Source organism: Amycolatopsis sp. NPDC004625, assembly GCF_040609695.1.
Classification (GTDB): Bacteria; Actinomycetota; Actinomycetes; order Mycobacteriales; family Pseudonocardiaceae; genus Amycolatopsis.
In genome coordinates this window covers 148,146-173,785 of record NZ_JBEXKX010000010.1, presented here as the reverse complement: position 1 = coordinate 173,785, position 25,640 = coordinate 148,146, and the positions used below count along the sequence as shown (strand labels likewise).

General features: G+C 71.7%; 20 protein-coding genes. 9 read left to right on the top strand and 11 right to left on the bottom strand.

Features of this window, described 5'->3' with window-relative positions:
• Positions 1 to 98: 98 nt before the first annotated feature.
• The 4 genes from ABZW17_RS14205 to ald all read right to left on the bottom strand — a co-directional run bounded on the left by ABZW17_RS14205 (position 99) and on the right by ald (position 7,421).
• The gene (locus ABZW17_RS14205) at positions 99 to 3,845 is read right to left on the bottom strand and encodes an ABC transporter ATP-binding protein (RefSeq protein ID WP_354813236.1); all 3,747 of its coding nucleotides are present in this window, start codon (positions 3,843 to 3,845) and stop codon (positions 99 to 101) included.
• Positions 3,846 to 3,940: 95 nt separating this feature from the next.
• Complete coding sequence (locus tag ABZW17_RS14200; RefSeq protein ID WP_354813234.1) at positions 3,941 to 4,828, bottom strand: ABC transporter permease; 888 nt, start codon at positions 4,826 to 4,828, stop codon at positions 3,941 to 3,943.
• Complete coding sequence (locus tag ABZW17_RS14195; protein ID WP_354813232.1) at positions 4,828 to 5,847, bottom strand: ABC transporter ATP-binding protein; 1,020 nt, start codon at positions 5,845 to 5,847, stop codon at positions 4,828 to 4,830. Before ABZW17_RS14195 ends, ABZW17_RS14200 begins: the two co-directional genes overlap by 1 nt.
• Before the next feature lie 458 nt (positions 5,848 to 6,305).
• Positions 6,306 to 7,421 (bottom strand): alanine dehydrogenase, encoded by a 1,116-nt coding sequence (gene ald, locus ABZW17_RS14190; protein WP_354813230.1) that lies wholly within the window; start codon positions 7,419 to 7,421, stop codon positions 6,306 to 6,308.
• 173 nt (positions 7,422 to 7,594) lie between these two features.
• Between ald and ABZW17_RS14185 the strand changes: the two genes are divergently transcribed.
• Positions 7,595 to 8,530, top strand: a complete 936-nt coding sequence (locus ABZW17_RS14185) for a zinc-binding dehydrogenase (RefSeq protein ID WP_354813228.1) — start codon at positions 7,595 to 7,597, stop codon at positions 8,528 to 8,530.
• Positions 8,531 to 8,593: 63 nt separating this feature from the next.
• On the opposite strand, the gene ABZW17_RS14180 is transcribed toward ABZW17_RS14185, so the two are convergent.
• Together ABZW17_RS14180 and ABZW17_RS14175 are read right to left on the bottom strand one after the other, a co-directional pair.
• Complete coding sequence (locus ABZW17_RS14180; RefSeq protein WP_354813226.1) at positions 8,594 to 9,511, bottom strand: zinc metalloprotease; 918 nt, start codon at positions 9,509 to 9,511, stop codon at positions 8,594 to 8,596.
• A gap of 164 nt (positions 9,512 to 9,675) precedes the next feature.
• On the bottom strand, positions 9,676 to 11,232 hold the full coding sequence (locus ABZW17_RS14175) for a helix-turn-helix domain-containing protein (RefSeq protein ID WP_354813224.1): 1,557 nt from the start codon (positions 11,230 to 11,232) through the stop codon (positions 9,676 to 9,678).
• 50 nt (positions 11,233 to 11,282) lie between these two features.
• Here ABZW17_RS14175 and ABZW17_RS14170 point away from each other — a divergent pair, with 50 nt between their 5' ends.
• Positions 11,283 to 11,879 (top strand): class I SAM-dependent methyltransferase, encoded by a 597-nt coding sequence (locus ABZW17_RS14170; protein WP_354813222.1) that lies wholly within the window; start codon positions 11,283 to 11,285, stop codon positions 11,877 to 11,879.
• 253 nt (positions 11,880 to 12,132) lie between these two features.
• Positions 12,133 to 12,534, top strand: a complete 402-nt coding sequence (locus tag ABZW17_RS14165; RefSeq protein WP_354813220.1) for a hypothetical protein — start codon at positions 12,133 to 12,135, stop codon at positions 12,532 to 12,534.
• Between the two features lie 46 nt (positions 12,535 to 12,580).
• Here the strand turns inward: ABZW17_RS14165 and rdmE are convergent, their stop codons facing one another.
• On the bottom strand, positions 12,581 to 14,131 hold the full coding sequence (gene rdmE, locus ABZW17_RS14160) for an aklavinone 12-hydroxylase RdmE (protein WP_354813218.1): 1,551 nt from the start codon (positions 14,129 to 14,131) through the stop codon (positions 12,581 to 12,583).
• Positions 14,132 to 14,303: 172 nt separating this feature from the next.
• Here rdmE and ABZW17_RS14155 point away from each other — a divergent pair, with 172 nt between their 5' ends.
• Together ABZW17_RS14155 and ABZW17_RS14150 are read left to right on the top strand one after the other, a co-directional pair.
• Positions 14,304 to 15,614 carry a bifunctional o-acetylhomoserine/o-acetylserine sulfhydrylase gene (locus tag ABZW17_RS14155; RefSeq protein WP_354813216.1) on the top strand — a complete coding sequence of 437 codons (1,311 nt, stop codon included), beginning with the start codon at positions 14,304 to 14,306 and terminating at the stop codon, positions 15,612 to 15,614.
• Positions 15,611 to 16,729 (top strand): homoserine O-acetyltransferase, encoded by a 1,119-nt coding sequence (locus ABZW17_RS14150; RefSeq protein ID WP_354813214.1) that lies wholly within the window; start codon positions 15,611 to 15,613, stop codon positions 16,727 to 16,729. Before ABZW17_RS14155 ends, ABZW17_RS14150 begins: the two co-directional genes overlap by 4 nt.
• Before the next feature lie 19 nt (positions 16,730 to 16,748).
• Here the strand turns inward: ABZW17_RS14150 and ABZW17_RS14145 are convergent, their stop codons facing one another.
• Both ABZW17_RS14145 and ABZW17_RS14140 read right to left on the bottom strand, forming a co-directional pair.
• Positions 16,749 to 17,255, bottom strand: coding sequence for a hypothetical protein (locus ABZW17_RS14145; protein ID WP_013229665.1), 507 nt, complete (start codon positions 17,253 to 17,255; stop codon positions 16,749 to 16,751).
• Positions 17,256 to 17,302: 47 nt separating this feature from the next.
• The gene (locus tag ABZW17_RS14140) at positions 17,303 to 17,893 is read right to left on the bottom strand and encodes a TetR/AcrR family transcriptional regulator (RefSeq protein WP_354813209.1); all 591 of its coding nucleotides are present in this window, start codon (positions 17,891 to 17,893) and stop codon (positions 17,303 to 17,305) included.
• 323 nt (positions 17,894 to 18,216) lie between these two features.
• Here ABZW17_RS14140 and ABZW17_RS14135 point away from each other — a divergent pair, with 323 nt between their 5' ends.
• The 4 genes from ABZW17_RS14135 (at position 18,217) to ABZW17_RS14120 (ending at position 23,879) form a co-directional block, all read left to right on the top strand.
• Positions 18,217 to 18,987, top strand: a complete 771-nt coding sequence (locus ABZW17_RS14135; protein WP_354813207.1) for an SGNH/GDSL hydrolase family protein — start codon at positions 18,217 to 18,219, stop codon at positions 18,985 to 18,987.
• A 139-nt stretch (positions 18,988 to 19,126) separates the two neighbouring features.
• On the top strand, positions 19,127 to 20,740 hold the full coding sequence (locus ABZW17_RS14130) for a carboxyl transferase domain-containing protein (protein ID WP_354813205.1): 1,614 nt from the start codon (positions 19,127 to 19,129) through the stop codon (positions 20,738 to 20,740).
• 2 nt (positions 20,741 to 20,742) lie between these two features.
• Positions 20,743 to 22,728, top strand: coding sequence for an acetyl/propionyl/methylcrotonyl-CoA carboxylase subunit alpha (locus ABZW17_RS14125; protein ID WP_354813203.1), 1,986 nt, complete (start codon positions 20,743 to 20,745; stop codon positions 22,726 to 22,728).
• Entirely contained in the window at positions 22,725 to 23,879 is a 1,155-nt protein-coding gene (locus tag ABZW17_RS14120) for an acyl-CoA dehydrogenase family protein (protein ID WP_354813201.1), read from the top strand. The genes ABZW17_RS14125 and ABZW17_RS14120 overlap by 4 nt, the downstream gene beginning before the upstream one ends.
• A gap of 42 nt (positions 23,880 to 23,921) precedes the next feature.
• Here the strand turns inward: ABZW17_RS14120 and ABZW17_RS14115 are convergent, their stop codons facing one another.
• Positions 23,922 to 25,298 (bottom strand): hypothetical protein, encoded by a 1,377-nt coding sequence (locus ABZW17_RS14115; protein WP_354813199.1) that lies wholly within the window; start codon positions 25,296 to 25,298, stop codon positions 23,922 to 23,924.
• A complete protein-coding gene (locus ABZW17_RS14110) occupies positions 25,295 to 25,630 on the bottom strand; it encodes a hypothetical protein (protein ID WP_354813197.1) in 336 nt (111 codons plus the stop codon). Before ABZW17_RS14110 ends, ABZW17_RS14115 begins: the two co-directional genes overlap by 4 nt.
• Positions 25,631 to 25,640 lie beyond the last annotated feature (10 nt).

Genomic DNA, 25,640 nt, shown 5'->3' with positions numbered 1-25,640 from the left:
GGGGGTGGTGTTGCTGCCGGTGGGGTGTGCTTCGGCCCCCCCCCCGCACCCCCACGCGAACCGACGCTGCAGGTACGCGAACCGACCGGTCCGGTACGTCAGCCGAGGGCCCAGAGGCGGGCGTAGTGGCCGTTGGCGGCCAGGAGCTCGTCGTGGGTTCCGGTTTCCACGATGCGGCCGTGGTCGAGGACCACGATGCGGTCGGCGCGGGCCGCTGTCGCGAGGCGGTGGGCGACCACGAACGTCGTGCGGCGGCGGGCGACCGTCTCCGTGGCCCGCAGGACCGCCGCCTCCGTCGACGGGTCGAGGGCCGCCGTGGCCTCGTCCAGCAGCAGGACGTCCGGGTCCACCAGCTCCGCCCGGGCCAGCGCGACCAGCTGGCGCTGGCCCGCCGACAGCGACCGCCCGCGTTCGCCCACCGGCTGCAGGAAACCCGACGGCAGGGCCGCCACGCCGTCGAGCGCGCCCACCGCCCGGACCGCCGCCTCGACCTCCGCGTCCGAAGCCGCCGGGCGGCCGTAGCGGACGTTGTCGGCCACCGTGCCCGAGAACAGGTGCGCCTCCTGCGGCACCACGCCCATCCGGCGCCGCATCCCGGCCAGCTCGTACTCGCGGACGTCCGTGCCGTCGATCCGGACCTCGCCGCCGGTGACGTCGTAGTAGCGCGCCACCAGCTTCACCGCCGTCGACTTGCCGGCCCCGGTCGCGCCGACCAGCGCGATCGTCTCGCCCGCCGCGACGTCCAGGGAGAACTCCGCCAGCGCCGGGGTCTCGGCGCCGGCGTAGGAGAACTCGACCTCCTTGAAGGAGACTTCGCCGCGCAGCCGCGGCGGCACCGCCACCGGCCGCTCGGCCGCCGGCACCGACGTCGGCGTCCGCAGCAGGTCGCCGATCCGGTTCAGGCCGACGCTCGCCTGCTGGTAGCCGTCGAACACCGCCGACAGCTGCTGGATCGGCGAGAAGAACTGCTGCAGGTACAGCAGGAACGCGAGCAGCACGCCGGCCGACAGCGTGCCCGCCGACACCCGGTTCGCGCCCGCCACCAGCACCGTCGTCGTCGCCAGGTCCGACAGCAGCGCCACCAGCGGGAAGTACGTCGCCACGTACCGCTGGGCCCGCAGCCGCGAGCGCCGGTAGTCGTCACTGCGCGAAGCGAACGCCTCCGCGGAGCGGTCTTCGCGCGTGTACGCCTGCGCCACCCGCAACCCGCTGACGTTCTCCTGCATGTCCGCGTTCACGACGCTGACCCGCTCGCGGGCCTCGTTGTACGCCTTCGACGCCGACCGCCGGAAGATCACCGTGGCCACCGCCAGCACCGGCACCATCGCCAGCGCGTACAGCGCCAGCCCGGCGTCGGTGACCAGCAGCGCGCCGGTGATCCCGGCCAGCGTCAGCGCGCTGACCACCGCGGTGGCCAGGCCGGTCTGCAGGAACGTCGAGAGCGCGTCGACGTCCGTCGTCATCCGGGTCATGATCTTCCCGGACAGCTCCCGCTCGTAGTAGTCGAGCCCGAGCCGCTGCAGGTGCGCGTAGCTGCGGACGCGCAGCGCGTACAGCACCGTTTCGCCCACCCGAGACGTCAGCCGCGTCTGCGCGAACACCACCAGCCAGTCGGCCGCGATCACCGCGGCGCCGATCCCGGCGGCCAGCCAGATCAGCCACTCGACGCCCGTGCGGACACCGTGGTCGACGCCGAACTGGTACAGCCCGGGCAGCGCGATCGACGCCAGCGCGTCCGCCGCCACCAGCGCGACCACCAGGGCCAGCGGCCCGCGGACCGGCCGCAAGAGCCCGCCCAGCCGGAACTTCGGGTCGGGCGCGGTGACGTCCACGCCGGGCAGCCGCGGCTCGTCGACGGCCGGCGGGAGGTTGCGCACGCCCTCGATCAGCTCCGGTGTCGGCGGCACGTCCAGGCCGCCGCCCCCGCCGACGAACCCGCTGCTGTTCGTGTCCCCGCTGCGCATCCGCGCCGCCTCGGCCAGCGCGTCGACCTCGTCCCGGCTTTCGTCCCGCGGCCACAGCGACGGCGTGACCCCGTCCCGGCCGCAGTCGAGGCCCTCGCAACGGTGCTTCTCCTCGACGTCGTCGCCCGGGCCCGCCACCAGCTCGCGGAACAGCGGGCAACGCGCCATCAGCTCGGCCTCGGTGCCGACGTCGACGACGCGGCCTTCGTCCAGCACCGCGATCCGGTCGGCGAGCGCCAGCGTCGAGCGCCGGTGCGCGATCAGCAGGGTGGTCCGGGCCGCAGTGACCGAGCGAAGGGTGTCGTAGATCGCTGCCTCGGTGACGGTGTCGATCGCCGACGTCGCGTCGTCGAGGACCAGGATCCGCGGGTCGGTGATCAGCGCCCTGGCCAGCCCGAGCCGCTGCCGCTGCCCGCCCGAGAGCGTCAGCCCGCGCTCGCCGACCAGCGTGTCGTAGCCCTCCGGCAGCGCGCGGATGAAGCCGTCCGCCTCCGCGGCCTTGGCGGCCGCGACGATCTCTTCCTCGCTCGCGTCCGGGCGGCCGTAGGCGATGTTGTCCCGGATCGACGAGGAGAACAGGAACGCCTCCTCGAACACGACCCCGATCGCCTGCCGCAGCTGCCGCAGCGGGACGTCCCGGACGTCGAGGCCGCCGACCCGCACCGCGCCCGCGTGCACGTCGTAGAACCGGGGGAGCAGCAGCGAGATCGTCGACTTCCCGGACCCGGCGGTGCCGACCAGTGCCAGGGTTTCGCCCGGGTTCGCGGCGACCGAAAGCCCGTCCAGCACCGGTTCGCTGCGGGTGTAGCCGAACCGGACGCCGTCGAGCTCGACCCCGAGCGGCCCGTCCGGCAGCGGCCGCGCGTCCGGCGCGTCGACGACCGCCGGCTGCGCGTCGATCAGCTCGTACACGCGCTCGGCGCCGGCCCGCGTCAGCTGGGCCTGCACGACCAGGCCGGACAGCATCCGCGCCGGGCCGATCAGCGTCGCGAGGTAGGTCGCGAAGGCGAGGAAGGTGCCGAGGGTGATCGACCCGTTCAGCGCGAGCACGCCGCCGATGCCGAGCACGGCCACCTGGCCGGCGGCCGGCAGGGCGGCGGTGGTCGCCGCCGGGACCGCGGACAGCTTCGCCGCGCGCAGCCGCTCCCCGAACAGCTTGCGCGCGGTCCCTTCCAGCTTCGAGACTTCCCGCGTCTCCTGGCCGAAGCCCTTGACCACCCGGACGCCGGTGACGGTCTCCTCCACCTGCTGCGCGACGTCCGCCGCGCGCTGCTGGGCCGACCACGTCGCCGGGAAGAGCCGCTTGCGGCTGCGCGTCACGATGATGCCGACCGCGGGCGTGACGACCAGCGCGATCAGCGTCAGCACCGGCGACAGCCACAGCATCGCGCCGAACGACAGCAGCGCGAAGACCACCGAGCCGAACGACAGCGGGACCTGCATCAGGATGCCGGTCACCAGCTGCAGGTCGGAGATCGCGCGGGAGGCGACCTGGCCGGTGCGCAACGCGTCCTGCTTGCCGCCGTCCAGCCGCGAAACGGCGTTGAAGACGCGCTGGCGCAGGTCGTGCTGGACGTCGAGGGCGAGCTTCCCGCCCAGGTAGCGGCGCGCGAACGCGGTGCCGAACGCGACCAGCTGCAGCGTCACCAGGAAGACGGCGATCCCGGGCAGCCCGCCGGTCCGCCCCGCCACCGCGTCGTCCACCGCCGTGCGGACCAGCAGCGGGCTCGCGGCCTGCACGCCGACGCCGAGCGCGGCGGCCAGCAGGGACAGCACGACGAGCACGCGGTGCTCCCACGCCGCCGCGGACAGCCGGCGGATCCAGCCGGTGGTCTCGGCAGGTGGGAGCTCTTGACGGGGGCGGGGCGGAGCGATGGTCACGTTGTCACACTAAGCGCCACCACCGACAAAATATTTCCCCGAATGCGGAGAAGGCCACCTCGAGCTGCTCGAGGTGGCCTTCGACGACAGCGGGACTACGTGATGTCGCGCTTCTGGTTGCCCGCCCAGCCGAGGCCGAAGAAGAGCATCGTCCACGCGAAGAAGATCAGCGCCGACGCCCACCAGGACAGCACGCCCGGCGCGCCCGCCGTGAGCTGCAGCAGCAGCTGCGACCCGGAGTCCACGCTGCTCGGCAGGTTGAGCGAGTTGAACCCGAACGCGTCCGCGGCGATGCCGCCGACGATGCCGTTCGCGGTGCCGTTCGGCAGGATCCCGCCGAGGATGCGGACGTCGCCCCAGCCCCAGAACATGATCACCAGGACGTTCTCGACGATCAGGAACCACACCAGCAGCAGCACCACGGCCAGCGGCACGCTGCGCAGCACCGCGCCGAAGCCGATGCCGAACAAGGTCACCAGGACCGCCGCCAGCACCGTCCCGCCGAGCGCGGCCAGCCACTGGCCCGCGGACGGCCAGCGACCCGAGTCGACCGACGCCATCACCGCGAGCGCGGAGACGCCGAAGCTGACCAGGCCGTAGATCGCGCCCCACGCCACGTAGGTGAGCATCTTCGCGGTCAGCGCGGAGATCCGGTTCGGGGCCGTGAGGAACGTCGTCGTGATCGTCCTGCTGCGGTACTCGCCCGCCAGCGCGAAGACGCCGAACAGCGCCGGCACGAGCTGCGCGATGTTCACGCCGTGCGCCAGGGCCAGCAGCCCCACCGGCACCTTGGCCGGGTCCAGGCCGATCAGCTCGCTGACCTGGCGGGCGTCGTCCGAGCCGAGGAAGTCCGCGAAGTCGTTGGTGATCTTGCCCCAGGCGAACGTCAGCCAGAACGCCACCAGCGCCAGCGGGATCAGCAGCACCCACCACGTGTTCAGCGACAGCGTCTTGCGGAACTCCGCCTTGATCAGGTTGCCCATCACCGCTGCGGTCCTCCCCAGTGCTGCTGCTGTTGCTGCGGACCCGACGGCGGGTACCCCGGCGGCGGGCCCTGGTACTGCGGCTGCGGCGGGTAACCGCCCGGGGCGCCGGTGTACTGACCCTGCGTCAGCTGGAAGAACATCCGCTCCAGATCGGCGTGCTCCTCCTGCATCCCGTACACGGCGATCCCGGCCTTCGCGGCCACGTCACCGATCTGCTGGACGCTCGACCCGGCGACCGCCACCCGGCCGTCCGGCGTCGGCGACACCTGCTGCACACCCTGCTCCTGCAACGCCTTCACCAGCGCGGCCGGATCCGCGGGCTGCACCAGCACCCGCGACTGCTGCCCCCGCCGCAGCTGCTCCAGCGGACCGTAGTACCGCGTCACGCCCTGGCTGATGATCACCACCTGGTCGATCAGCTGCTCGACCTCGTTCAGCAGGTGGCTCGACACCAGCACCGTCCGCCGCTGCTCCCTCGCGTACGAACGCAGGAAGTTCCGCAGCCAGAGGATGCCTTCGGGGTCGAGCCCGTTCGTCGGCTCGTCCAGCACCAGCACCTGCGGATCACCCAGCAACGCCGTCGCCAGCGCCAGCCGCTGCCGCATGCCCAGCGAGAACCCGCCCGCCTTGCGGTCGGCGGCACTGCCCAGCCCCACCAGGCCCAGCACCTCGTCCGCCCGCCGGTCCGGCACCCCGATCGCCGCGGCGTACACCCGGAGGTGGTTGCGGGCGGTCCGCCCCGGGTGGAAACCCTCGTTCTCCAGCACCGAACCGACCACCCGCGCCGGATTCCCCAGCTGCGAGTGCGGGCGCCCGTTGATCGTCGCCAGCCCCGACGTCGGCGTCACCAACCCCAGCAACATCCGCAACGTCGTCGTCTTGCCGGCCCCGTTCGGCCCCAGGAACCCCGTCACCGAACCCGGTTCCACCGTGAAGCTCAGGTCCTGCACGGCGTTCACTGCGCCGAACCGCTTGCTCAGGTTCTGCACCACAATCCGGCCACTGCCGTCGTGCATCCCGTCCCCTAACGTTCCCCGCTGATGGGGCGTCATCCTGCCCTAACCGCCCCGCCCGCGCGCACGGAACGCCCGAACCCGCCGAGAGCGACCTTCGTCACGTTCCGCTACTGGCCGGTACCGGTGCCGCGGCCCTGACCACAGGGTTCGCCACGGCCGGCAGATCAACTCGGTAAAGAATTCGTGCGACTTGCCGACCCGGTGGAGCAAAGTCGGCCGAACCCCTCTAAGCTAGGACTCGGCGGCCCGCTCCCAGTGACCCCCAGGCTGGTTGAGCGGGTCGCCCCTTCGTGTTCTCACCCGGGTGTGCCGGATCCACCGGGGCCGCGGATGTGTTGTGGTTCGCCGAAGAGCGCCCCTGTCCCGCTGTTCCCCTTCATCGCGTGCGGTCCCGGAAAAGGCAGCGGGCCCCTGCCGCGTCGCGACAGGGGCCCGCTCGGGGAAAATGGCTTCTGCTGTCAGGCCAGAACCGTGGTCAGATCGGTGTGGGGCAGGTCGTGGGCCACCGCCACCGGGGCGTTCGTCAGGGCCCCCGCGTGCGTGTTGAGGCCCTTGGCCAACGCCGCGTCCGCCTGCAGGGCGGCCTTCCAGCCGTGCTCGGCCAGCTGGACCGCGTACGGGAGCGTGACGTTCGTGAGGCCGTACGTCGAGGTGCGGGGGACCGCTCCCGGCATGTTCGCCACGCAGTAGAAGACCGATTCGTGGACCGTGTACGTCGGGTCGTCGTGGGTGGTGGGGCGCGAGTCCGCGAAGCAGCCGCCCTGGTCGATGGCGATGTCCACCAGGACGCTGCCCGGCTTCATGCGGGCCACCAGCTCGTTCGAGACCAGCTTCGGGGCCTTGGCGCCCGGGACCAGCACCGCGCCGATCACCAGGTCCGCCTGCAGCACCGACTCCTCCACCGACAGGCGGTTCGACGTCACCGTGCGGATGCGGCCGCCGAAGTCGTTGTCGATCTGGCGGAGCCGGTCCACGTTCGTGTCCAGGATTTCGACGTCCGAGCCCAGGCCCAGCGCCACGCGGGCGGCGTTGAGGCCCGCCACGCCGCCGCCGATGACGACCACCCGCGCCGGGTGCACGCCCGGGATGCCGCCCGGCAGCACGCCGCGGCCGCCGCTCGGCTTCATCAGCGAGAACGCGCCCACCTGCGGCGCCAGCCGGCCCGCCACCTCGGACATCGGCGCGAGCAGCGGCAACGCGCCGGACGCCGTCTGCACCGTCTCGTAGGCGATCGCCGTGGTGCCCGCGGCCAGCAGCGCGTCGGTCAGCGGGCGGTCCGCGGCGATGTGCAGGTAGGTGAACAGCACCTGGTCGGCGCGCAGCCGGGGGTACTCCTCGGCGATCGGCTCCTTCACCTTGAGGACGAGCTCGCCCTCGGCCCACGTCTCGTCGGCGGTGGCGAGGATCTTCGCGCCGGCGGCGACGTACTCCTCGTCGGTGATGGACGAGCCCGCCCCGGCACCGGTCTCGACGAAGACGTCGTGCCCGCGCCCGACCAGCTCGTGCACCCCCGCCGGGGTCAGCGCGACCCGGTATTCGTGCTTCTTGATCTCACGGGGAACGGCGATACGCACGGTCGGCCTCCTGGGTCGGTCTGCGTCCGGAATTCGGTGCGGTGGTGGCACTCACGGTGAACCACCCGGACGGCGGTGTCATCGTGCTGACCGGACAGATCTTTGCGGGTTTCGTGGTGCTCGACGAACAAGACCCTTGACTTCGACTTCACTTGAAGTCGCACGGTCGGTGCATGCGTGCAGTGTGGTTGCGAGAGTTCGGTGGTCCGGAGCAGCTCGTCCCCGGGGAGGCACCGGACCCGGTCGCCGGGCCGGGCCGGGTGGTGGTCGAGGTGGTGTTCGCGAACACCACGTTCGTGGAGACGCAGTTCCGGGCGGGCGCGCCGGGGCCGTTCCGGGCTTCGTTGCCGGTGATCCCGGGCAACGGCGTCGGCGGGGTGATCGGCGCGGTCGGCGCGGGGGTGGACCCGGGGCTGGTGGGCCGGCGCGTGGTCACGGCCACGGGCGGGTCCGGCGGGTACGCCGAGCGCGTCGCGGTGGACGCGGCGGCGGTGTTCGCGGTGCCGCCCGCGCTGGACCTCGACGCGGCGGTGGCGCTGCTCGCGGACGGCCGGACCGCGACCGGCTTGGTGCATGCCACCAGCGTGCGCCCGGGTGATCGAGTCCTGGTCGAGGCGGCGGCGGGCGGCGTCGGCGGCCTGCTGGTCCAGCTGGCGAAGGCGGCGGGCGCGACGGTGATCGCCGCGGCGGGTGGGCCGGCGAAGACGGCCCGCGTGCTGGGGGCCGACGTGGTCGTCGACTACCTGCGGCCGGACTGGACGACGGCGGCCGGCGAGGTGGACGTCGTGTTCGACGGCGTCGGCGGCGCGATCGGCACGGCGGCGTTCGGGCTGCTGCGCCCGGGCGGCCGGATGGCGGTCTACGGCTTGGCCGGCGGATCGTGGGCCGAAGTGTCCGAAGAGGACGCCGCGGCGCGGGACGTCACGCTGGTGCGGGGGATCGGGAGCCCGGAGCGGATGCGGGCGTTCACGGAGTCGGCGCTGGCGGAGGCGGCGGCGGGCCGGCTGGTGCCGGTGATCGGACGGCGCTTCCCGCTGGAGAAGGCCGCGGACGCCCACGCGGCGATCGAGTCGCGCGCCACGGTGGGGAAGACGCTGCTGGTCGTCTGAAAAGCCGTGAAGGCCACCTCGAACCCGAGGTGGCCTTCACGGACTTCGCCGCGGGAGCGGGCGTCAGGCGCGGTACGCCGTCCACGAGCTCTGCATCCGCGTGGCCTGGCCCGCGGTGAACTCGTACATGCAGCTGTCGTAGCTGTAGTCCATGAAGTTGTGGACCGGGTCCTTGCCCGTCGAGGTGCAGGTGTCCTTGTTCGTCGGGCACCCGGACGTCGCCGTGGCTTCGGCCGGGGTGTCCGACACGTAGTCGCCCGAACCGGAGCAGCCGCCCTGGAACGTGTGGTAGAGGCCCATCCAGTGGCCGACCTCGTGGGTGGCCGTGTCGCCTTCGTTGTAGTTCGTCGCCGACCGGCCGGGCAGCGACTCGTCGAGGATGACGACGCCGTCCAGCTTCGGCTGGGAGCTGTAGTTCGACGGGAACGTCGCCCAGCCGAGCAGGTCGTCGCCGAGGCTGGCGGTGTAGATGTTCAGCGCGTTCTTGCCGCCCTTGCGCAGCGCGTTCTTCATGTTGCGCTCGGCCGACGTGCCGTCGGTGATGCCGTTGTACCAGGTGGAGTTGTTCGTGTAGTCGGTGCTGACGAGCGAGAAGCTGAAGCCGCTCGACGCGTACGCGCTGTTCAGGACCGAGATCTGCTTGCTGATGGTCGACGCGGGCAGGTTGCCGGTCGAGCCGCTGGTGATGACGTGGAAGTACACCGGGATCGAGACCGCGGCGGCCTGGGCGGTGCGGGCCGTGCGCTTGCCGGCGAGCTTGCTCTGCATGTCGGCCTCGATGCGGGCCGCCTCCGCCGGGGACACCGTGTCGGCGTGGCCGTCCTTGCCGCGGTCGGCGGCGTGGGCGGGGGTGAAGCAGTCGCCGCTCGGCGCCGCGACGGCGCTCCCGGCTCCTGCGGCCGGGACGACCAGCGCGACCAGGGAAAGCGCGGACACCGCACCCAGCTTGACGGCCCGACCGAACCGCTCCGAACTGCTCATGGGCGAACTCCTCTTGCAACGACCCGGCTACCCGGGGTGGTGAGGAGAAAATGCGCCACGCGATCTTCGGAATCCACCACCTTTCGGTGGGAAAAGACACTCCGGACGTTCGGCGCGATCCATGCGGAGTAAGGCATAGGTCGCGAATTGGGCCGAATGGCCCATCAACTCCAGCGCCTGGCGACGAGCTGGGTGAGCAGGGCCAGCCGGACGTCGGGGTCGTCGAGGTCCAGCGGGACCAGTTCGAGCAGCTTCCGCATCCGGTACCGGAGGGTGTTCGGGTGGATCCGCAGCTCCTGCGCCGCCGCCCGGGGGTCGCCGGGGTGGCGCAGCCACTCGTACAGCGTCTCGACGTAGCCGGCCCGGCCCGTCTCGTCGTGCGCGCGCAGGGTGCTCAGCGGGCCGAGGTCGGCGACGCGCGCCGCGGCCGCCGCCGTCGCGCCGCGGTGCAGCGTCAACGCCGTCCAGGCTTCGTCGAAGGCGATCACGCGCTCGGCGAGGAGTTCGGCGCGCAGCAGGCCGAGGGCCTCGTCGGCCTGGGCGCGCGACACCGAGAGGTCGCCGATTTCGCCGGGGGCGCCGGCCGCCGCACGCGGAGCGCCGATACGACGAGACGGTCCCGTCGCGACGAGAGCCGCGCGCAGTTCCGCCCAGCCGCCGGGACCCGGCCGGTCCGGGACCACGGCGTAGAGCAGCCCGGCGAGCTCGGTCGCCACCGGGCGGCGGCCGATGCCCTGGGAGATCCGTTCGAGCATGGCCAGCCGCAGCCCCTCGGCGTCGCGCCCGTCCCCGCCGGTGACCTCGATGACGACCACGCGGTGCGGCTCGTCGGACAGGTCGAGCTCGGCCATCGCCTTGCGCGGGTTCGCGCGGCCTTCGAGCACCGCGCGCAGCAGCTCGGCCGACGCGCGGCGCTGCGCGTCGGTGTGCGCGCGGCGCCGCAGCAGGTGCAGCGCGACGACCGGGGCGGCGTCGGCGAACGCGGCCGCGCGCTCGTCGGACACCGGCCCGGCGACCACCGCCCACATCGACCCGAGCAGTTCGCCGCCCATCCGGATCGGCACGATCAGCCGCGGCAGCGTGCCGTCGCGCTGGGCCGGGACGAAGATCGTCTGCCGGCCGCGGGACAGCTCGCGGAACACCCCGCGCGACCGGAACCGCGCGAGCACGTCGTCGGGGATGCGGCGGCCCATGATCGTGGCGACGCGCGCGGGGTCGGTCAGGTCCTGGCGCGCGGAGTAGGCGAGGACGCGCGAGTTGGTGTCCTCGATGGTCACCGGCGCGTCGACGACGCTCGCGACGGCGTCGGCCAGCCGGAACAGGTCGCCGGAACCGGGGTCGAGGTCCTCCGACTCGTCGGCGAGAGCGTCCAGGACGGTCCGCAGCAGCCAGACGAGCTGCGCCCACGACGTCGCCGCGTGCACCTGGATCAGCGCGATCCCGCTGGCCTTCGCGGCCCGCTTGACCGGCGGCTTCGCGGCCAGCGGCGGCTTGAGCAGCACGGCGGCGGCCCCCTGCCCGGCGCTCTGCTTCACCAGCTCGGCGGCGTCTTCGGGACTGGTCGTCGCGACGCCCAGCACGAGGTCGCCGGCGGCCAGGGTGACCGCCCCGCCGGGTTCGGCGATGACGACGTCGGCGACGGCGGGCGAGTCGTCGGGCAGCTGGAGCGCGTGCAGCAGCGTCGGCCCCACCCGGTCGACCACGCTGCGCACCGAAACCACTCGCTCATTGTCGCCGAGAAAGGGGTGGGCGGCTCGGTAGGGTCGCGGGCGTGAGCGAGGCCCGGCGGATCGTGGAAAGCGGTTACGACCGCGTGGCGGAGCGGTACCTCGAATGGAGCGCGCGGATCCCCGACGACCCGCGGCTGCGGTTCCTGGGCGAGCTGACCGGACGGCTCGCCGGCGGCGCCCGCGTCCTCGACCTCGGCTGCGGCGCCGGAGTGCCGTGCACCGCCGCGCTCGCCGAGGAGCACGACGTGCTCGGCGTCGACGTCTCCGCGACGCAACTGGACCTCGCGCGGCGGAACGTCCCCGGCGCGCGGTTCGAGCGGGCCGACATGACCGGACTGTCCTTTCCGGACGGCAGCTTCGACGCGGTGACGGCGTTCTATTCGGTCCTGCACGTGCCCCGGGAGGGCCGGCGACGTTCCACTGGGTGCTCGGCCGGCGCTGAGCGCGGGGCCTGCCGGGGCGGCGGCGGGCGGACGGGCCGCCCCGGCAGGCGTTCACGGGGTCAGAGCGCCAGGCTCTTGACCGCTCGGCGAGCGCGGGTCAGGTCGGGCTCGGATATCGCTCACGGCGCTCCTGCGTATCGCGAATTGCCGGACCCGATGATCGTTCGCGGGTCCGGAGAGGGGCCGACTCTATGACATCCGCGGGCGGTTTCCCAGCCCGTTCCCCCGATTTTCGCAATTGCGGAAAACTCTTGCCGTTGCCGCCGGGGATCCGAAAACAAACCGCCCGTCCGGCTACTGTGGAACCATCGTCGGTGTCCGGTTTTTCCTTGTGGTGCTCGAAACCTGCCCCGGTGTGAGCGTGGCCGGCGCGTGTGGCATCCTCTCGCGATCGACCGGATGGTTTCGCCGAGGAAAGCGCGAGGTGACCGCCTTGTACGGACGTGACGTGGCCGAATGGCAAAAGATGATCGCGGCGGGCAAGGCGATTCTGATCGCCCGCGCGGTCGCGGACAGGACGACTTCGTACGGCGAATTCGCCGCTGCGTTGTCCCGGCGCACCGGGGTCGCCGGATTCGACTTCACCACCGGCGCGGGCCGCGCGAGCATGGCCTGCCTGCTCGACCGCATCTCCGAAGCCGGGTTCGAGGAATCGGGCGGGCGGCTGCTCGGGGCGCTCGTCCGGCACCTCGGCGCCGACGACGCCGGGCCCGGGTTCTACCGGCTCGCGAGCCAACGCGGCTTGGCGGTGCCGCGCACCCGCGGCGGACGTCAGCTGTTCTGGGCCCAGCACGTGCGGGAGCTGCACGAGCACTTCGCCGGCGTCGGCCGGCACTCCGCGGCGGGGTGAGGCTGTCCCCGAAGCCGGCGCGGCAGCCGCGCCGGCTTCGGGGCGGCTAGCGGGACAGCACCGCAGTCAGGACACGCGCCAGCTCGGCGGCCGGGGCCTCGACCGGACCCCGCGCGCGCCACGCGACGATGCCGTCGGGACGGACCAGTACCGTCCCACCCGCCGACAGGCCGTGCCGCGTGGCGAACACGGCGTCGTCGAGCACGTGGCAGTCCAGGCGGACGCCCAGCTCCGCCGCGACGTCCGCGGCCGCCGGCTGCCACCGCGAGCCGTCCGCGGCGCAGAGCAGCACCCACGAACGCCCGAACAGGTCGACGGTGGACTGCAGGCCCGGTGCGCGGAAGCCCGGCCGTCCGGTCGGCGCGTGCACGTCTTCGACGCGCTCGCCGTCGTCCGGGCCCTCCGCGAGCACCGCCGTCGAGCGGTAGCGGAACCCGAGCGCGATGCCCAGCGGGTCCTCGGGCTTCGACAGGCCCGAGACGTCGAGCTCGGGGTGCATCCGCGCCTTCATGTTGTGCAGCGAGGTGTCGATGACCATCCGCGCGATCGGCCGGCGCTCGGCTTCGTAGGTGTCGAGCAGCCCTTCGCCCGCTTCACCGCGCAGCACCGCGGCGAGCTTCCACGCGATGTCCGCGGCGTCGCCGATGGCGGTGTTGCCGCCCATCCCGCCGGTCGGCGGCGTCACCTTCGCCGCGTCGCCGATCAGGAAGACCCGCCCGGACCGGAACCGGTCGGCGAGCCGCGCGGCGATCTCCCACGAGCCGGTCCAGACGATCTCCGGCGCCAGCCCGGGCAGGTCGGTGGCGGCGCGGATCATCGCGACGAGCCGCTCGGGCGGGAAGCCGGCCGGGCTCTCGCCACGTTCCGGGTGGTAGTCCGGCGCGAAGACGTACCGGTGCGGCACGTCGGTGTTGGTCAGCGCGGCGGTGAAGTCCGGGTGCTGCAGGTAGAACAGGTCGGTGACGCCCGCGAGGACCCGGTCGCCGAGATCGGCGTCGAACACGACGCCGAGGCAGTGGCTCAGCGCGTCCAAGCCCGTGGTCCCGATGCCGAGCCGCTGCCGGATCCCGCTGCGGCCGCCGTCGGCGGCGACGACGTAGTCCGCGTGCACCACCGTCTCCTCGCCGGAGTCGCGGTGGCGCAGCGTCGCGGTGACGCCGCCGTCGCCGGGGACCAGGTCGGTCAGTTCGGTCCGGAACCGCACCCGCGCGCCCGCCTTTTCCGCGTGTGCCAGCAGGATCGGCTCCACGACGTCCTGCCCGGCCATGCCGGCCGGCAGGGTCGTCGCGGCCGAGACGTCGAACTCGCTGCCGTCGTCGACGATCCGGTGCAGCACCCGGCCGGCCAGGCTGGTCGCGACGGTGATCCGCAGTCCCTGCGACGCGCGGGGGCTCGCCGCCCGCACCTCGTGGTCGATTCCCGCCCAGTGGAACAACTCCATCGTGCGCCAGTTCTGCCCGGCGGCGCGTGAATGCACCGACGTCCCGGCGTGCCGCTCGACGGTCAGCACGTCCACCCCCGCCTGCGCCAGGAACAGTGACGCGGACAACCCGCCCAGCCCGGCCCCGACGACCAGCACCTGAACCCGCTCGGTCATGACTACCTCCCAGCCCGTGAATCTCCCTGTGTGAGTATCTTAGATACAGAGAGATTTGCTTGGCAAGGCGAGGGGTATCCCAGGACGTGGGAGCTGTTGGGTGGGCCGTTCGGCCCAAGTAGCTTCGGCCGGGTAGTCCTCCATGAAACCCCTTGAGCCGCAAGGAGAACCGATGAGCGCGGACGACACCTCGGCGTGGTCCTTCGAGACCAGGCAGATCCACGCGGGCGCCGCGCCGGACCCGGCCACGGGGGCGCGGGCGACGCCGATCTACCAGACGACGTCGTACGTCTTCCGCGACAGCCAGCACGGCGCCGACCTGTTCAGCCTCGCCGAGCCCGGCAACATCTACACGCGGATCATGAACCCGACCCAGGACGTGCTGGAGCAGCGGGTCGCCGCGCTGGAAGGCGGTGTCGCGGCACTGGCGTTCGCGTCCGGCTCGGCCGCGACCACGGCGGCGATCCTGAACCTCGCCGGCGCGGGCGACCACTTCGTCTCGAGCCCGTCGCTCTACGGCGGCACCTACAACCTCTTCCACTACACGCTGCCGAAGCTCGGCATCGAGGTCACTTTCATCGACGACCAGGACGACCTCGACCAGTGGCGTGCCGCGGTCCGGCCGAACACGAAGTTCTTCTTCGGCGAGACCCTGGCCAACCCCGGCAGCAACGTCCTCGACATCCGCGCGGTCGCCGACGTCGCGCACGAAGCCGGCGTCCCGCTGCTCGTCGACAACACCATCCCGACGCCGTACCTGGTGCGCCCGATCGAGCACGGCGCCGACGTCGTCATCCACTCGGCGACGAAGTACCTCGGCGGCCACGGCACGACGATCGCCGGCGTGCTGGTCGACGGCGGCACGTTCGACTTCGGCCAGGACCCGGCGAAGTTCCCGGGCTTCACCGAGCCGGACCCGAGCTACCACGGCCTGAAGTACTGGGAGGCGCTCGGCCCGGGCGCGTTCGCGGCGAAGGCGCGCGTCCAGCTGCTGCGCGACACCGGTGCGGCGATCGCGCCGCTGAACAGCTTCCTGATCCTGCAGGGCATCGAGACGCTGTCGCTGCGCATCGAGCGGCACGTGCAGAACGCGCAGGCGCTGGCCGAGTGGCTCGAGCAGCGCGACGAGGTCGAGAAGGTCTACTACGCCGGCCTGCCGTCGAGCCCGTTCCACGCCGCGGCGCAGAAGTACCTGCCGCGCGGCGCGGGCGCGGTCCTGTCGTTCGACCTGCGCGGCGGCGTCGACGCGGGCCGGAAGTTCGTCGACGGCACCGAGCTGCACAGCCAGCTGGTGAACCTCGGCGACGTCCGCAGCCTGATCGTGCACCCGGCGTCGACCACGCACAGCCAGCTCACCCCGGAGGAGCAGCTGGCCAGCGGTGTCACGCCCGGGCTGGTCCGGCTCGCCGTCGGGCTGGAGGGGATCGAGGACCTCAAGGCCGACCTGGAAGCCGGATTCCGGGCGGCCAAGGCAGCACTGTGACGGCTGGGCCCGTCACCGGCGCCTGGCGGATCGGGGATCCGCCGGGCCGCCGGAAGTTCGTCACCGCCTCCGGCGCGTTCGCGCTGGAGGCCGGTGGCGTCCTGCCGGAGTTAACGATCGCTTACGAAACTTGGGGGTCACTGAACTCCGACGCGTCCAACGCGGTCCTCGTCGAGCACGCGCTGACCGGCGACAGCCACGCCGCGGGCCCCGCCGAGCCGGGACACTCGAGCGCGGGCTGGTGGGACGGGCTGATCGGGCCGGGCAAGGCCCTGGACACGAACGAGTACTTCGTCGTGGTCCCGAACGTGCTGGGCGGCTGCCAGGGCTCGACCGGGCCGTCGTCACCCGGCCCGGACGGGACGCCGTGGGGCAGCCGGTTCCCCGTCGTGACGGTGCGGGACCAGGTCGCGGCCGAGGCATTGCTGGCGGACGCGCTGGGCGTCGCGCGCTGGGCGGCCGTCGTCGGCGGGTCCATGGGCGGGATGCGCGCGCTGGAGTGGGCGGTGTCGCTGCCCTCGCGCGTGGCGGCGGTGCTGGTGCTGGCGTCGGCCGCGCGGGCCTCGGCCGAGCAGATCGCGTGGGCGTCGCCGCAGCTGCACGCGATCCGCAGCGACCCGTTCTTCCACGGCGGCGACTACTACGCGGCGCCGGAGGGCCCCTTCCAGGGCCTCGGCATCGCGCGGCGGATCGCGCACGTCACCTACCGCAGCGAACCGGAGCTGGCCCAGCGGTTCGGCCGGACCCACCAGGGCGACGAGGACCCGTTGCGCGGCGGCCGGTTCGCCGTCGAGTCCTATTTGGACCACCACGCGGGCAAGCTGGCGCGCCGCTTCGACGCGAACAGCTACCTGGTGCTGACGGAGTCGATGAACACCCACGACGTCGGCCGCGGCCGCGGCGGCGTGGCGGCCGCACTGGGCCGGGTGACCGCTCGATCGGTGATAGGGGGCGTCGACAGCGACCGGCTCTACCCGCTGTACCAGTCGGCGGAGATCGCGGCCGGCATCGCCGGGACGCCGGAGCCGTCGGTCGTGTCGTCGCCGTACGGCCACGATTCGTTCCTGATCGAAACCGGGCAGATCTCGGCCCTGGTGAAGCACCTGCTGGGCTGATCGCCCGGTTCAGGGGCCCCTAGTCGGAGACGGCTTCGGAGATCCAGGGCGCCACCGGCAGGTCGCGGTCGAGGCACTCCACCGAAAGCCGGATGGTCCAGCGCAGCGCCTGCAGGACGAGGCTGTCGACCTCGTCCGGCGCCGCGTTCGCGAGGGCGATCTCGACCTGCTCCTGCGCGGCTTCGGTGTTGCCGTGCACCTCCGCGAGCAGCGTCCGGACCGCGGTCCGGACCGGCGGGTCGGCCTGGTCGATCGAGACCTCTTCGCCGTCTTCGTCGAACACCTGGACCTTCACCGGGGCACTGCCGCCGTCGCCGAGGGTGGACACCATCGCGCTGCACTCGCCGAAGAGCAGCAGCATCAGGGCCTTCGTTTCGTCCGCGCGGGCCTGCGGCTCGGCGGCCGACGGGGCGACCTCGCCCAGCGCTTCGGCGTCGTCGCCGAGGCTCAGCGCGGTCAACGCGCGCTGGGCCTTCTCGACGAGCCGGCGCTCCTGCTCGCTCCAATCCGGGTCCACGTGCCCCATCAAACACCAGCGACGGCCCTCGTGGGGATACCTTGATCCGCGGGTGGTCATCCCGCCGCGCGGAGGGCACCCAGCGCGAGCCGGCAGAGCAGTTCGGCGAGTTCGCCGTCACCGAGATGGCGGTTGTACGGCGTCGAGTTGATCAATCCGAACACGGCGTGTGCCGCCGACCGCGCCTGCAGTTCCCCCAGCTCCGGGAGGGCTTCGCGGATCACCCGCACCCACACCTCGACGTACTGCCGTTGCAGCGCGCGCACCTGCTTGCGGTCGGTGTCGGTGAGGTTCGCGAGGTTGCGCTCCTGAACGGTGATCAGGGCCGGGTGCGAGAGCGCGAAGCCGACGTGGAACGCCACCAGCCCGGCCAGCGTGTCGTCCGGGTCGACCGGGCGGCTCGCCCACTCCGTGCCGCCGTCGAGCAGGTACCGGCTGATCGAGTTGAGCATCTCGCCGAGGATCGCGTCCTTGCTGCGGAAGTGCCGGTAGAGCGCGGGCCCGGAGATGCCCACGGCGGCCCCGATGTCGTCGATGCCGACGCCGTGGAAGCCGTGGTGGGCGAACAGCTCGGCGGCCGCGGACAGGATCTGTTCGCGTCTGTTCGCCTTCTCGCCGTTGACGAGAGGGATGGAGTTGGCCGGCATCCAGCCATATTAGAGCGGCAGGTTAGCGAGCGCTAACACCGAGCGGTGATCGGGCCGCTCCGGAGCGGCCGCGCCGGTGCGCGGGGCTGCTGTCACCCGGCAGTGCGGGAGCCGGGGCCGCGCGTTCGCGTCACGCCCTGGAAAGGGCGGTTAACCCGCGCTTACCGCGGTTTCATCCTTCCGGTGTGGGCCGAGTGGGTACCTACCGGTAACTAGGGGTTCCTCGTGGGGCTTCCACCTGCTGTGCTATTTGCGTCGGCCCTGTCACAAAGGAGTGACCCATGGCTGTTCCCACCCGTAAGTTCCGGCGATCCCTCCTACGGTTGAGTACGGCCCTGGGGGCCGTTGTCCTTGCTTCTCTCGGCGTCACGGGCCTCGCCCAGGCCGCCGGGACCGTCTACGCCGCGGTCGGCGACTCCTACTCCTCGGGGGTCGGAGCCGGCAGCTACGGCAGTTCCGGGAGCTGCTACCGCAGCTCGAAGGCCTATCCGCAGCTGTGGGCGAACGCCCACAGCGGAACCTCGTTCACGTTCCTGGCGTGCTCCGGTGCCCGCACCGGCGACGTCATCAACCAGGCGAACTCGATCCCCGCCTCGGCCACGCTCGTCACGGTGACCGTCGGCGGGAACGACGCCGGGTTCAGCGACGTGATCCAGACCTGCACGCTGGGCAGTGACTCCGACTGCGTGAACCGCGTCAACACGGCGAAGACCTACGTCGCCAACACGCTGCCGCCACTGCTGACCAACACCTACAACGCCATCAAGGCCAAGGCGCCGGGCGCCCGGCTCGTCGTCCTGTCCTACCCGCGCTTCTACACCGTGCCCGGCTCCTGCTGGGTCGGGCTGAGCGACACCAAGCGCACCGCGATCAACTCGGGCGCCGACGCGCTCGCGTCGGTCATCCAGCAGCGCGCGGCGTCGGCGGGGGCGACGTTCGTCGACGTCCGGCCGTCGTTCGTCGGCCACAACATCTGCTCCTCGGCCGACGACTACCTGCACAGCCTCACCTGGCCGGTGATCGAGTCCTATCACCCGACCGTGGCCGGCCAGTCCGGCGGCTACTACGCCCCGCTGCGGGCGGCGATCGGCTGAGCCGTTCCCGCCGGAAGCACGCTGAAGGCCACCCCGGTCCGCCGGGGTGGCCTTTTCCGCATTCCAGCGACTGGACACCCACGTTAGCGGTCGCTAACATCGAGCCGGAGGTTAACGACCGCTAACGTCGAGGGAGCCCATGGACACGCCGGCACTGGGGACTGCGGCGTCCCCGGACAGCGAGGCCTACGCCCGCAACGCGACATCGCACGCGGAGCTGGTCGAGGACCTCCGCAAACGTTTGGCGAGCGCCCGGCTCGGCGGCCCGGAGAAGGCGCGCACGCGGCACGTCGACCGGGGCAAGCTGCTCCCGCGCGACCGCGTCGACACGCTGCTCGACCCGGGCTCGCCGTTCCTGGAGCTCTCGCCACTGGCCGCGAACGGACTGTACGACGACGAGGCGCCGTCCGCCGGGATCATCACCGGAGTGGGGCGGGTCGCCGGGCGCGAGTGCGTGGTCGTCGCCAACGACGCCACCGTCAAGGGCGGCACCTACTACCCCATGACGGTGAAGAAGCACCTGCGCGCCCAGGAGGTCGCGCTGCACAACAACCTGCCGTGCGTCTACCTGGTGGACTCCGGCGGCGCGTTCCTGCCCAGGCAGGACGAGGTCTTCCCGGATCGTGAACACTTCGGCCGGATCTTCTACAACCAGGCGACGATGTCCGCGCGCGGCATCCCGCAGATCGCCGCCGTGCTCGGCTCCTGTACCGCCGGCGGCGCGTACGTCCCGGCGATGAGCGACGAAGCCGTCATCGTCCGGAACCAGGGCACGATCTTCCTCGGCGGCCCGCCGCTGGTGAAGGCGGCGACCGGCGAGGTCGTGACGGCCGAAGAACTGGGCGGCGGGGACGTCCACGCGCGCCAGTCCGGCGTCACCGACCACCTGGCCGACGACGACGCGCACGCGCTGCGGATCGTCCGGCAGATCGTCTCGACGCTCGGGCCGCGCACGCCGCGGCCGTGGGACGTCCTGCCGACCGAAGCACCCGCCGTCGACCCGGCCGAGCTGTACGGTGTCGTGCCCACCGACCCGCGCGTGCCCTACGACGTGCGCGAGGTGATCGCCCGGATCGTCGACGGCAGCCGGTTCGGCGAGTTCAAGAAGGAGTACGGCGCCACGCTGGTCACCGGGTTCGCCCGGATCCACGGCCACCCGGTCGGCATCATCGCGAACAACGGCGTGCTGTTCGCCGAGTCCGCGATGAAGGGCGCGCACTTCATCGAACTGTGCGACAAGCGCTCGATCCCGCTGCTGTTCCTGCAGAACATCACCGGCTTCATGGTCGGGCGCGCGTACGAAGCCGGCGGCATCGCCAAGCACGGCGCGAAGATGGTCACCGCCGTGGCGTGCGCGCGCGTGCCGAAGTTGACGGTCGTTATCGGCGGCTCGTTCGGTGCCGGCAACTACTCGATGTGCGGCCGGGCCTACTCGCCCCGGTTCCTCTGGATGTGGCCGAACGCGCGGATCTCGGTGATGGGCGGCGAGCAGGCGGCTTCGGTGCTGTCGACCGTCCGCCGTGACGCCGTCGAGGCCCGCGGCGGCGAGTGGTCGGCCGAGGACGAAGAGGCGTTCAAGGACCCGATCCGCGAGCAGTACGAGGCGCAGGGCAGCCCGTACTACTCCACCGCACGGTTGTGGGACGACGGCGTCATCGACCCGGCGGACACCCGCACGGTCCTCGGCCTCGCCCTCTCGGCCGCGGCGAACGCACCCCTTGGTGAAGTCAACTACGGCGTCTTCCGGATGTGATGATGTTCGATTCAGTGCTGGTCGCCAATCGGGGCGAGATCGCGGTCCGGGTCATCCGCACGCTGCGGGCCCTCGGCATCCGCGCGGTCGCGGTGTACAGCGACGCGGACGCCGACGCCCGGCACGTCCGCGAGGCGCACACGGCGGTGCGCATCGGCCCGGCGGAAGCGGCGAAGAGCTACCTGAACATCTCCGCGATCGTCGACGCCGCGGTGTCGACCGGGGCGCAGGCCGTGCACCCCGGTTACGGCTTCCTCGCGGAGAACGCCGAGTTCGCGCGCGCCTGCGAGGCCGCCGGGCTGGTGTTCATCGGCCCGCCGGTGGCCGCGATCGACGCCATGGGCGACAAGATCCGCGCCAAGGCCACGGTGTCGAAGGCCGGCGTCCCGGTCGTGCCCGGTACGTCCGATGTGGACATTCCCGCGGGCGGCTTCGCCGAAGCCGCCGAGAAGGTGGGGTATCCGCTGCTGCTCAAGCCGTCGGCCGGCGGTGGCGGCAAGGGCATGCGGCTGGTGCACGTGCCCGAGGAGCTGGACGCGGCGATCGAGTCCGCGCGGCGCGAGGCCAAGGGGTCCTTCGGCGACGACACGCTGCTGGTGGAACGGTTCGTCACCACACCGCGGCACATCGAGATCCAGGTGCTCGCCGACACGCACGGCAACGTCCTGCACCTCGGCGAGCGCGAGTGCAGCCTGCAGCGGCGGCACCAGAAGATCATCGAGGAAGCGCCGTCGGTGCTGCTGGACGAGGCCACCCGCGACAAGATGGGCTCGGCGGCGGCCGAGGCCGCGCGCTCGGTCGGGTACGTCGGCGCGGGCACCGTCGAGTTCATCATGTCGGCGAAGAACCCGGACGAGTTCTTCTTCATGGAGATGAACACCCGGCTGCAGGTCGAGCACCCGGTCACCGAACTGGTCACCGGCCTCGACCTGGTCGAGTGGCAGGTCCGCGTCGCGGCCGGGGAACCGCTTGCGCTCAAGCAGGACGACATCGTCCTCAATGGACACGCCGTCGAAGCGCGCGTGTACGCCGAGGATCCGGCGCGCGGGTTCATCCCGACCGGCGGGACGGTCCTGGCGGTGCACGAGCCGACCGGGGACGGCGTCCGCGTCGACTCGTGGATGACGCCGGGTGCGGTCGTCGGCTCGAACTACGACCCGATGCTGGCCAAGGTGATCGCCTGGGGCCCGGACCGCGCCTCGGCGCTGCACCGGCTCGACCTGGCGCTGGCCGACACGGCGTTGCTGGGCGTCGGCACGAACACCGCGTTCCTGCGCGCGCTGCTGGGCGACGCCGACGTCCGCGCCGGCCGGCTCGACACCGAGCTCGTCGACCGGCGGCTGGCCGAGCTCGTTTCCCCGGACGTGCCCGCGGAGTTCTTCGTCGCGGCCGCGCTGGACCGGTTCCTGGAGCTGCAGCCGGCCGGGCCGGTCGTGGACCCGTGGGACGTGCCGGACGGCTGGCGGATGGGCGGCTCCGGTGGGGTGACGTTCCGCCTGAAGTCCGGCCCGGCCCGCGCGGTGGTCCGGGTGCAGGGCACGCCGTCCGATGCGACGGTGTTCGTCGGCGACGACGACCCGGTGCGGGTCTCGGCCCGGCGTGACGGCGAAGTGCTTGAGATCCGGCACGCCGGCGGGTTCCACCGCTACCGCCAGGCCTGCGGTCCGGAAAGGACGGTCTGGCTGTCCCGCGACGGGCTGAGCTTCCCCTTCGGGGAGCAGGAGTTCGTGCTGGCATCCCGCGGCGAGGCCGCCGGCGCGGGCCCGGTCACCAGCCCGATGCCGGGCACCGTGCTCGTGGTCAAGGTCGCGGCGGGCGACGTCGTGAAGGCCGGGACGCCGTTGCTGGTCGTCGAGGCGATGAAGATGGAGCACACGGTCACCGCGCCGATCGACGGCGTGGTCAGCGAACTCCCCGTCCGGACCGGCCAGCAGGTCGCGCTGGACGAGACCCTTGCCGTAGTAACCCCTCAAGAGGAGCAGCAGTGATCGACTTCCGCCTGGACGAGGAGTACGACTCGCTCCGCAAGACCGTCGAAGACTTCGCGCACGCCGAGGTCGCCCCGGTGATCGGCGAGCTCTACGAGAAGGAAGAATTCCCGTACGCGATCGTCGCGAAGATGGGGGAGATGGGCCTGTTCGGCCTGCCGTTCCCCGAAGAGTTCGGCGGCATGGGCGGTGACTACTTCGCGCTGTGCCTGGCGCTGGAGGAGCTGGCCCGGGTCGACTCGTCGGTCGCGATCACCCTGGAGGCCGGCGTTTCCCTCGGCGCGATGCCGATCTTCCGCTTCGGAACGCAGGAACAGAAGGAAGAGTGGCTCCCCGCGCTGTGCGAGGGGACCGCGCTGGGCGGCTTCGGCCTGACCGAGCCGGGTGGCGGTTCGGACGCGGGGGCGACGCGCACGCGGGCCTCTTTGGACGGTGACGAATGGGTCGTCAACGGCAGCAAGGCGTTCATCACGAACTCGGGCACGGACATCACCCGGTTCGTCACGGCCACCGCCGTCACCGACGTGATGGAGAACGGCCGCAAGGAGATCTCGGCGATCCTCATCCCGTCCGGCACGCCGGGCTTCGCGGTGGCGCCTAAGTACTCGAAGGTCGGCTGGAACTGCTCGGACACCCACGAACTGTCCTTTTCGGACGTCCGGGTCCCGGCGGAGAACCTGGTCGGCGTGCGCGGCCGCGGGTACGCGCAGTTCCTGTCCATTCTGGACGAAGGCCGGGTCGCTATCGCCGCCGTCTCGGTGGGTCTGGCGCAGGGCTGCGTCGACGAGTGCCTCAAGTACGTGAAGGACCGCGTCGCGTTCGGCAAGCGGATCGGGGAGTACCAGGCGATCCAGTTCAAGATCGCCGACATGGAGATCCGCACGCACACCGCGCGCCTGGCGTACTACCAGGCGGCGTCGAAGATGCTGCGCGGCGAGCCGTTCAAGAAGGAAGCGTCGATCGCGAAGCTGGTGGCCTCCAACGCGGCCATGGACAACGCGCGCGACGCCACGCAGATCTTCGGCGGCTACGGGTTCATGAACGAGTTCCCGGTGGGGCGCTTCTACCGGGACGCGAAGATCCTGGAGATCGGCGAGGGGACCAGCGAGGTCCAGAAGATGCTGATCTCGCGCCACCTCGGCGTGGCCTGACAGGCGAGGAGGGGCACCTCCGCCGGAGGTGCCCCTCGTTCGTCATTGCGGCTGTTGCTGCTTCTTGTCTTCCTCGGCCCACGCGGCTTCCGCCTGCATCTGGATGTCGGTGAGGCCGCGGTCGACCTGCACGATGTCCTTGCCCGCCCAGCCGACGAAGTTCTTCGAGCTCTTCGCGTCGGAAAGCGCCTTCAGCATCGGGTAGTAGTCCGGGTGCTTGGCCTTCAGCCAGTCGTCGACGAACTTCATCTTCTTGTAGCTGTCGCCGAACTTCGTCTTCAGCCAGTCTTCGTGCTTCTTGATCGTCGAGATGTCCTGGTCGCTCAGGTGCGACTTCGGCGGCGTCGGCTTCGGCGCGGGCGCCGGGGGCGGCAGCGGGCGCGAGAAGTTCGGCGTGGTGCCGTCGCCCGGCGGCCGGGTGCTCGGCGTGGCGCCACCACCCGGGCCGTCGTGGGTGACGGCGGTGCCCGGCGGGGGCAGCGGCCGCGAGAAGTTCGGGGTCGTGCCGTCGCCCGGCGGTCGCGTGCTGGGCGTGGCGCCGCCACCGGGGCCGTCGTGGGTGACGGCGGTGCCCGGCGGCTTCGGCAGCGGCCGCGAGAAGTTCGGCACCCCGCCACCGTGCGGCGGCAGGTTCGACAGCTCGTGCCCCGCGCCCGAGGAGCCCGGCTTCCCCTTGACCAGCTTCGACAGCCCGGTGAGGCGGGCCAGCGTGCGGCCGGCGTAGGCGACGACCTTGGCGAGCTTCGCCATCATCGCCGCGACCTGCACCGAGACGGTCGCGACGCACTTGGTCACCCCGACGGCGATCGACGCGCCGAAGGTGGGGATGGCGAGTGCGAGCGCGATCAGCATCGTGGAGATGATGTCGCCGAGGATCGTCGTGATGATGTCGCGCAGCAGCGAGCGGACCGCGCCGATCAGCGCCCCGGTGGTCTCGACCATGTAGCCGGCGACGTCGGCCGCCTTGGCGTTGGCGTCGATCCAGCCCTTCCGGTCGTTGATCGACTTGATGAAGCTGTCGTAGCCCTTGCCCTGCCACTGGGTGATCGTCGCCTGGAGCGTCTTGTCGAGCTCCTCGCCGGTGTTGCGCAGCGACTCGCCGATCTTGTGCAGCTCGTTGGCGACCTTCGTGACCTCGGACGGGTTGCCCGCGACCTGGTCCAGCGGCCACTTCAGGAACGAGACGTGCTCGATCAGCCAGCCCAGTCCCGCCGCGATGAGCTTCGCCAGCGGGTCCATGGCGAACGCGACGGTGTCGAGGACGGCGCTGATGACGTTGATGCCCAGCTCGACGCTGACGGCCGCGAGGTCGCCGCCGTGCTCGGTCTGGACCTTGCCGATCGAGTCGCCGACCTGCTTCCAGCTGTCGAAGACGCCGGCGCCGGTCGTCGAGTTCGACGCCGTGATGGGAACGGTCACTTGCCCAGCTCCGTCTCGAAGGTGCTCAAACCCTTGGCCGTGTTCGAGTCGTGGGTCGCGTACGTGTCGGCGGCCTTCTTCAGGTCTTCGGCGGACTTGCCGATGTCGCCGACCAGGTTCTTGATCTCGCCGGTGATCACGCCCATCGTGATGCGTGAGGGCACGGCGAGGACCTGCGCGAGCAGGATGCCGAACGCGGCGTTGTCGAACCCGTTGGCGGCCTGCATCCGGTTCGCGGCGTCCTGCACCGCCGGCTGCGTCTTGCCCGACAGGAACTCGCTGAACTTCTGCAGCTCGGCCGGGTCGACCGAGAAACCTGCTCCGGAAACCACTGGTCCTCCT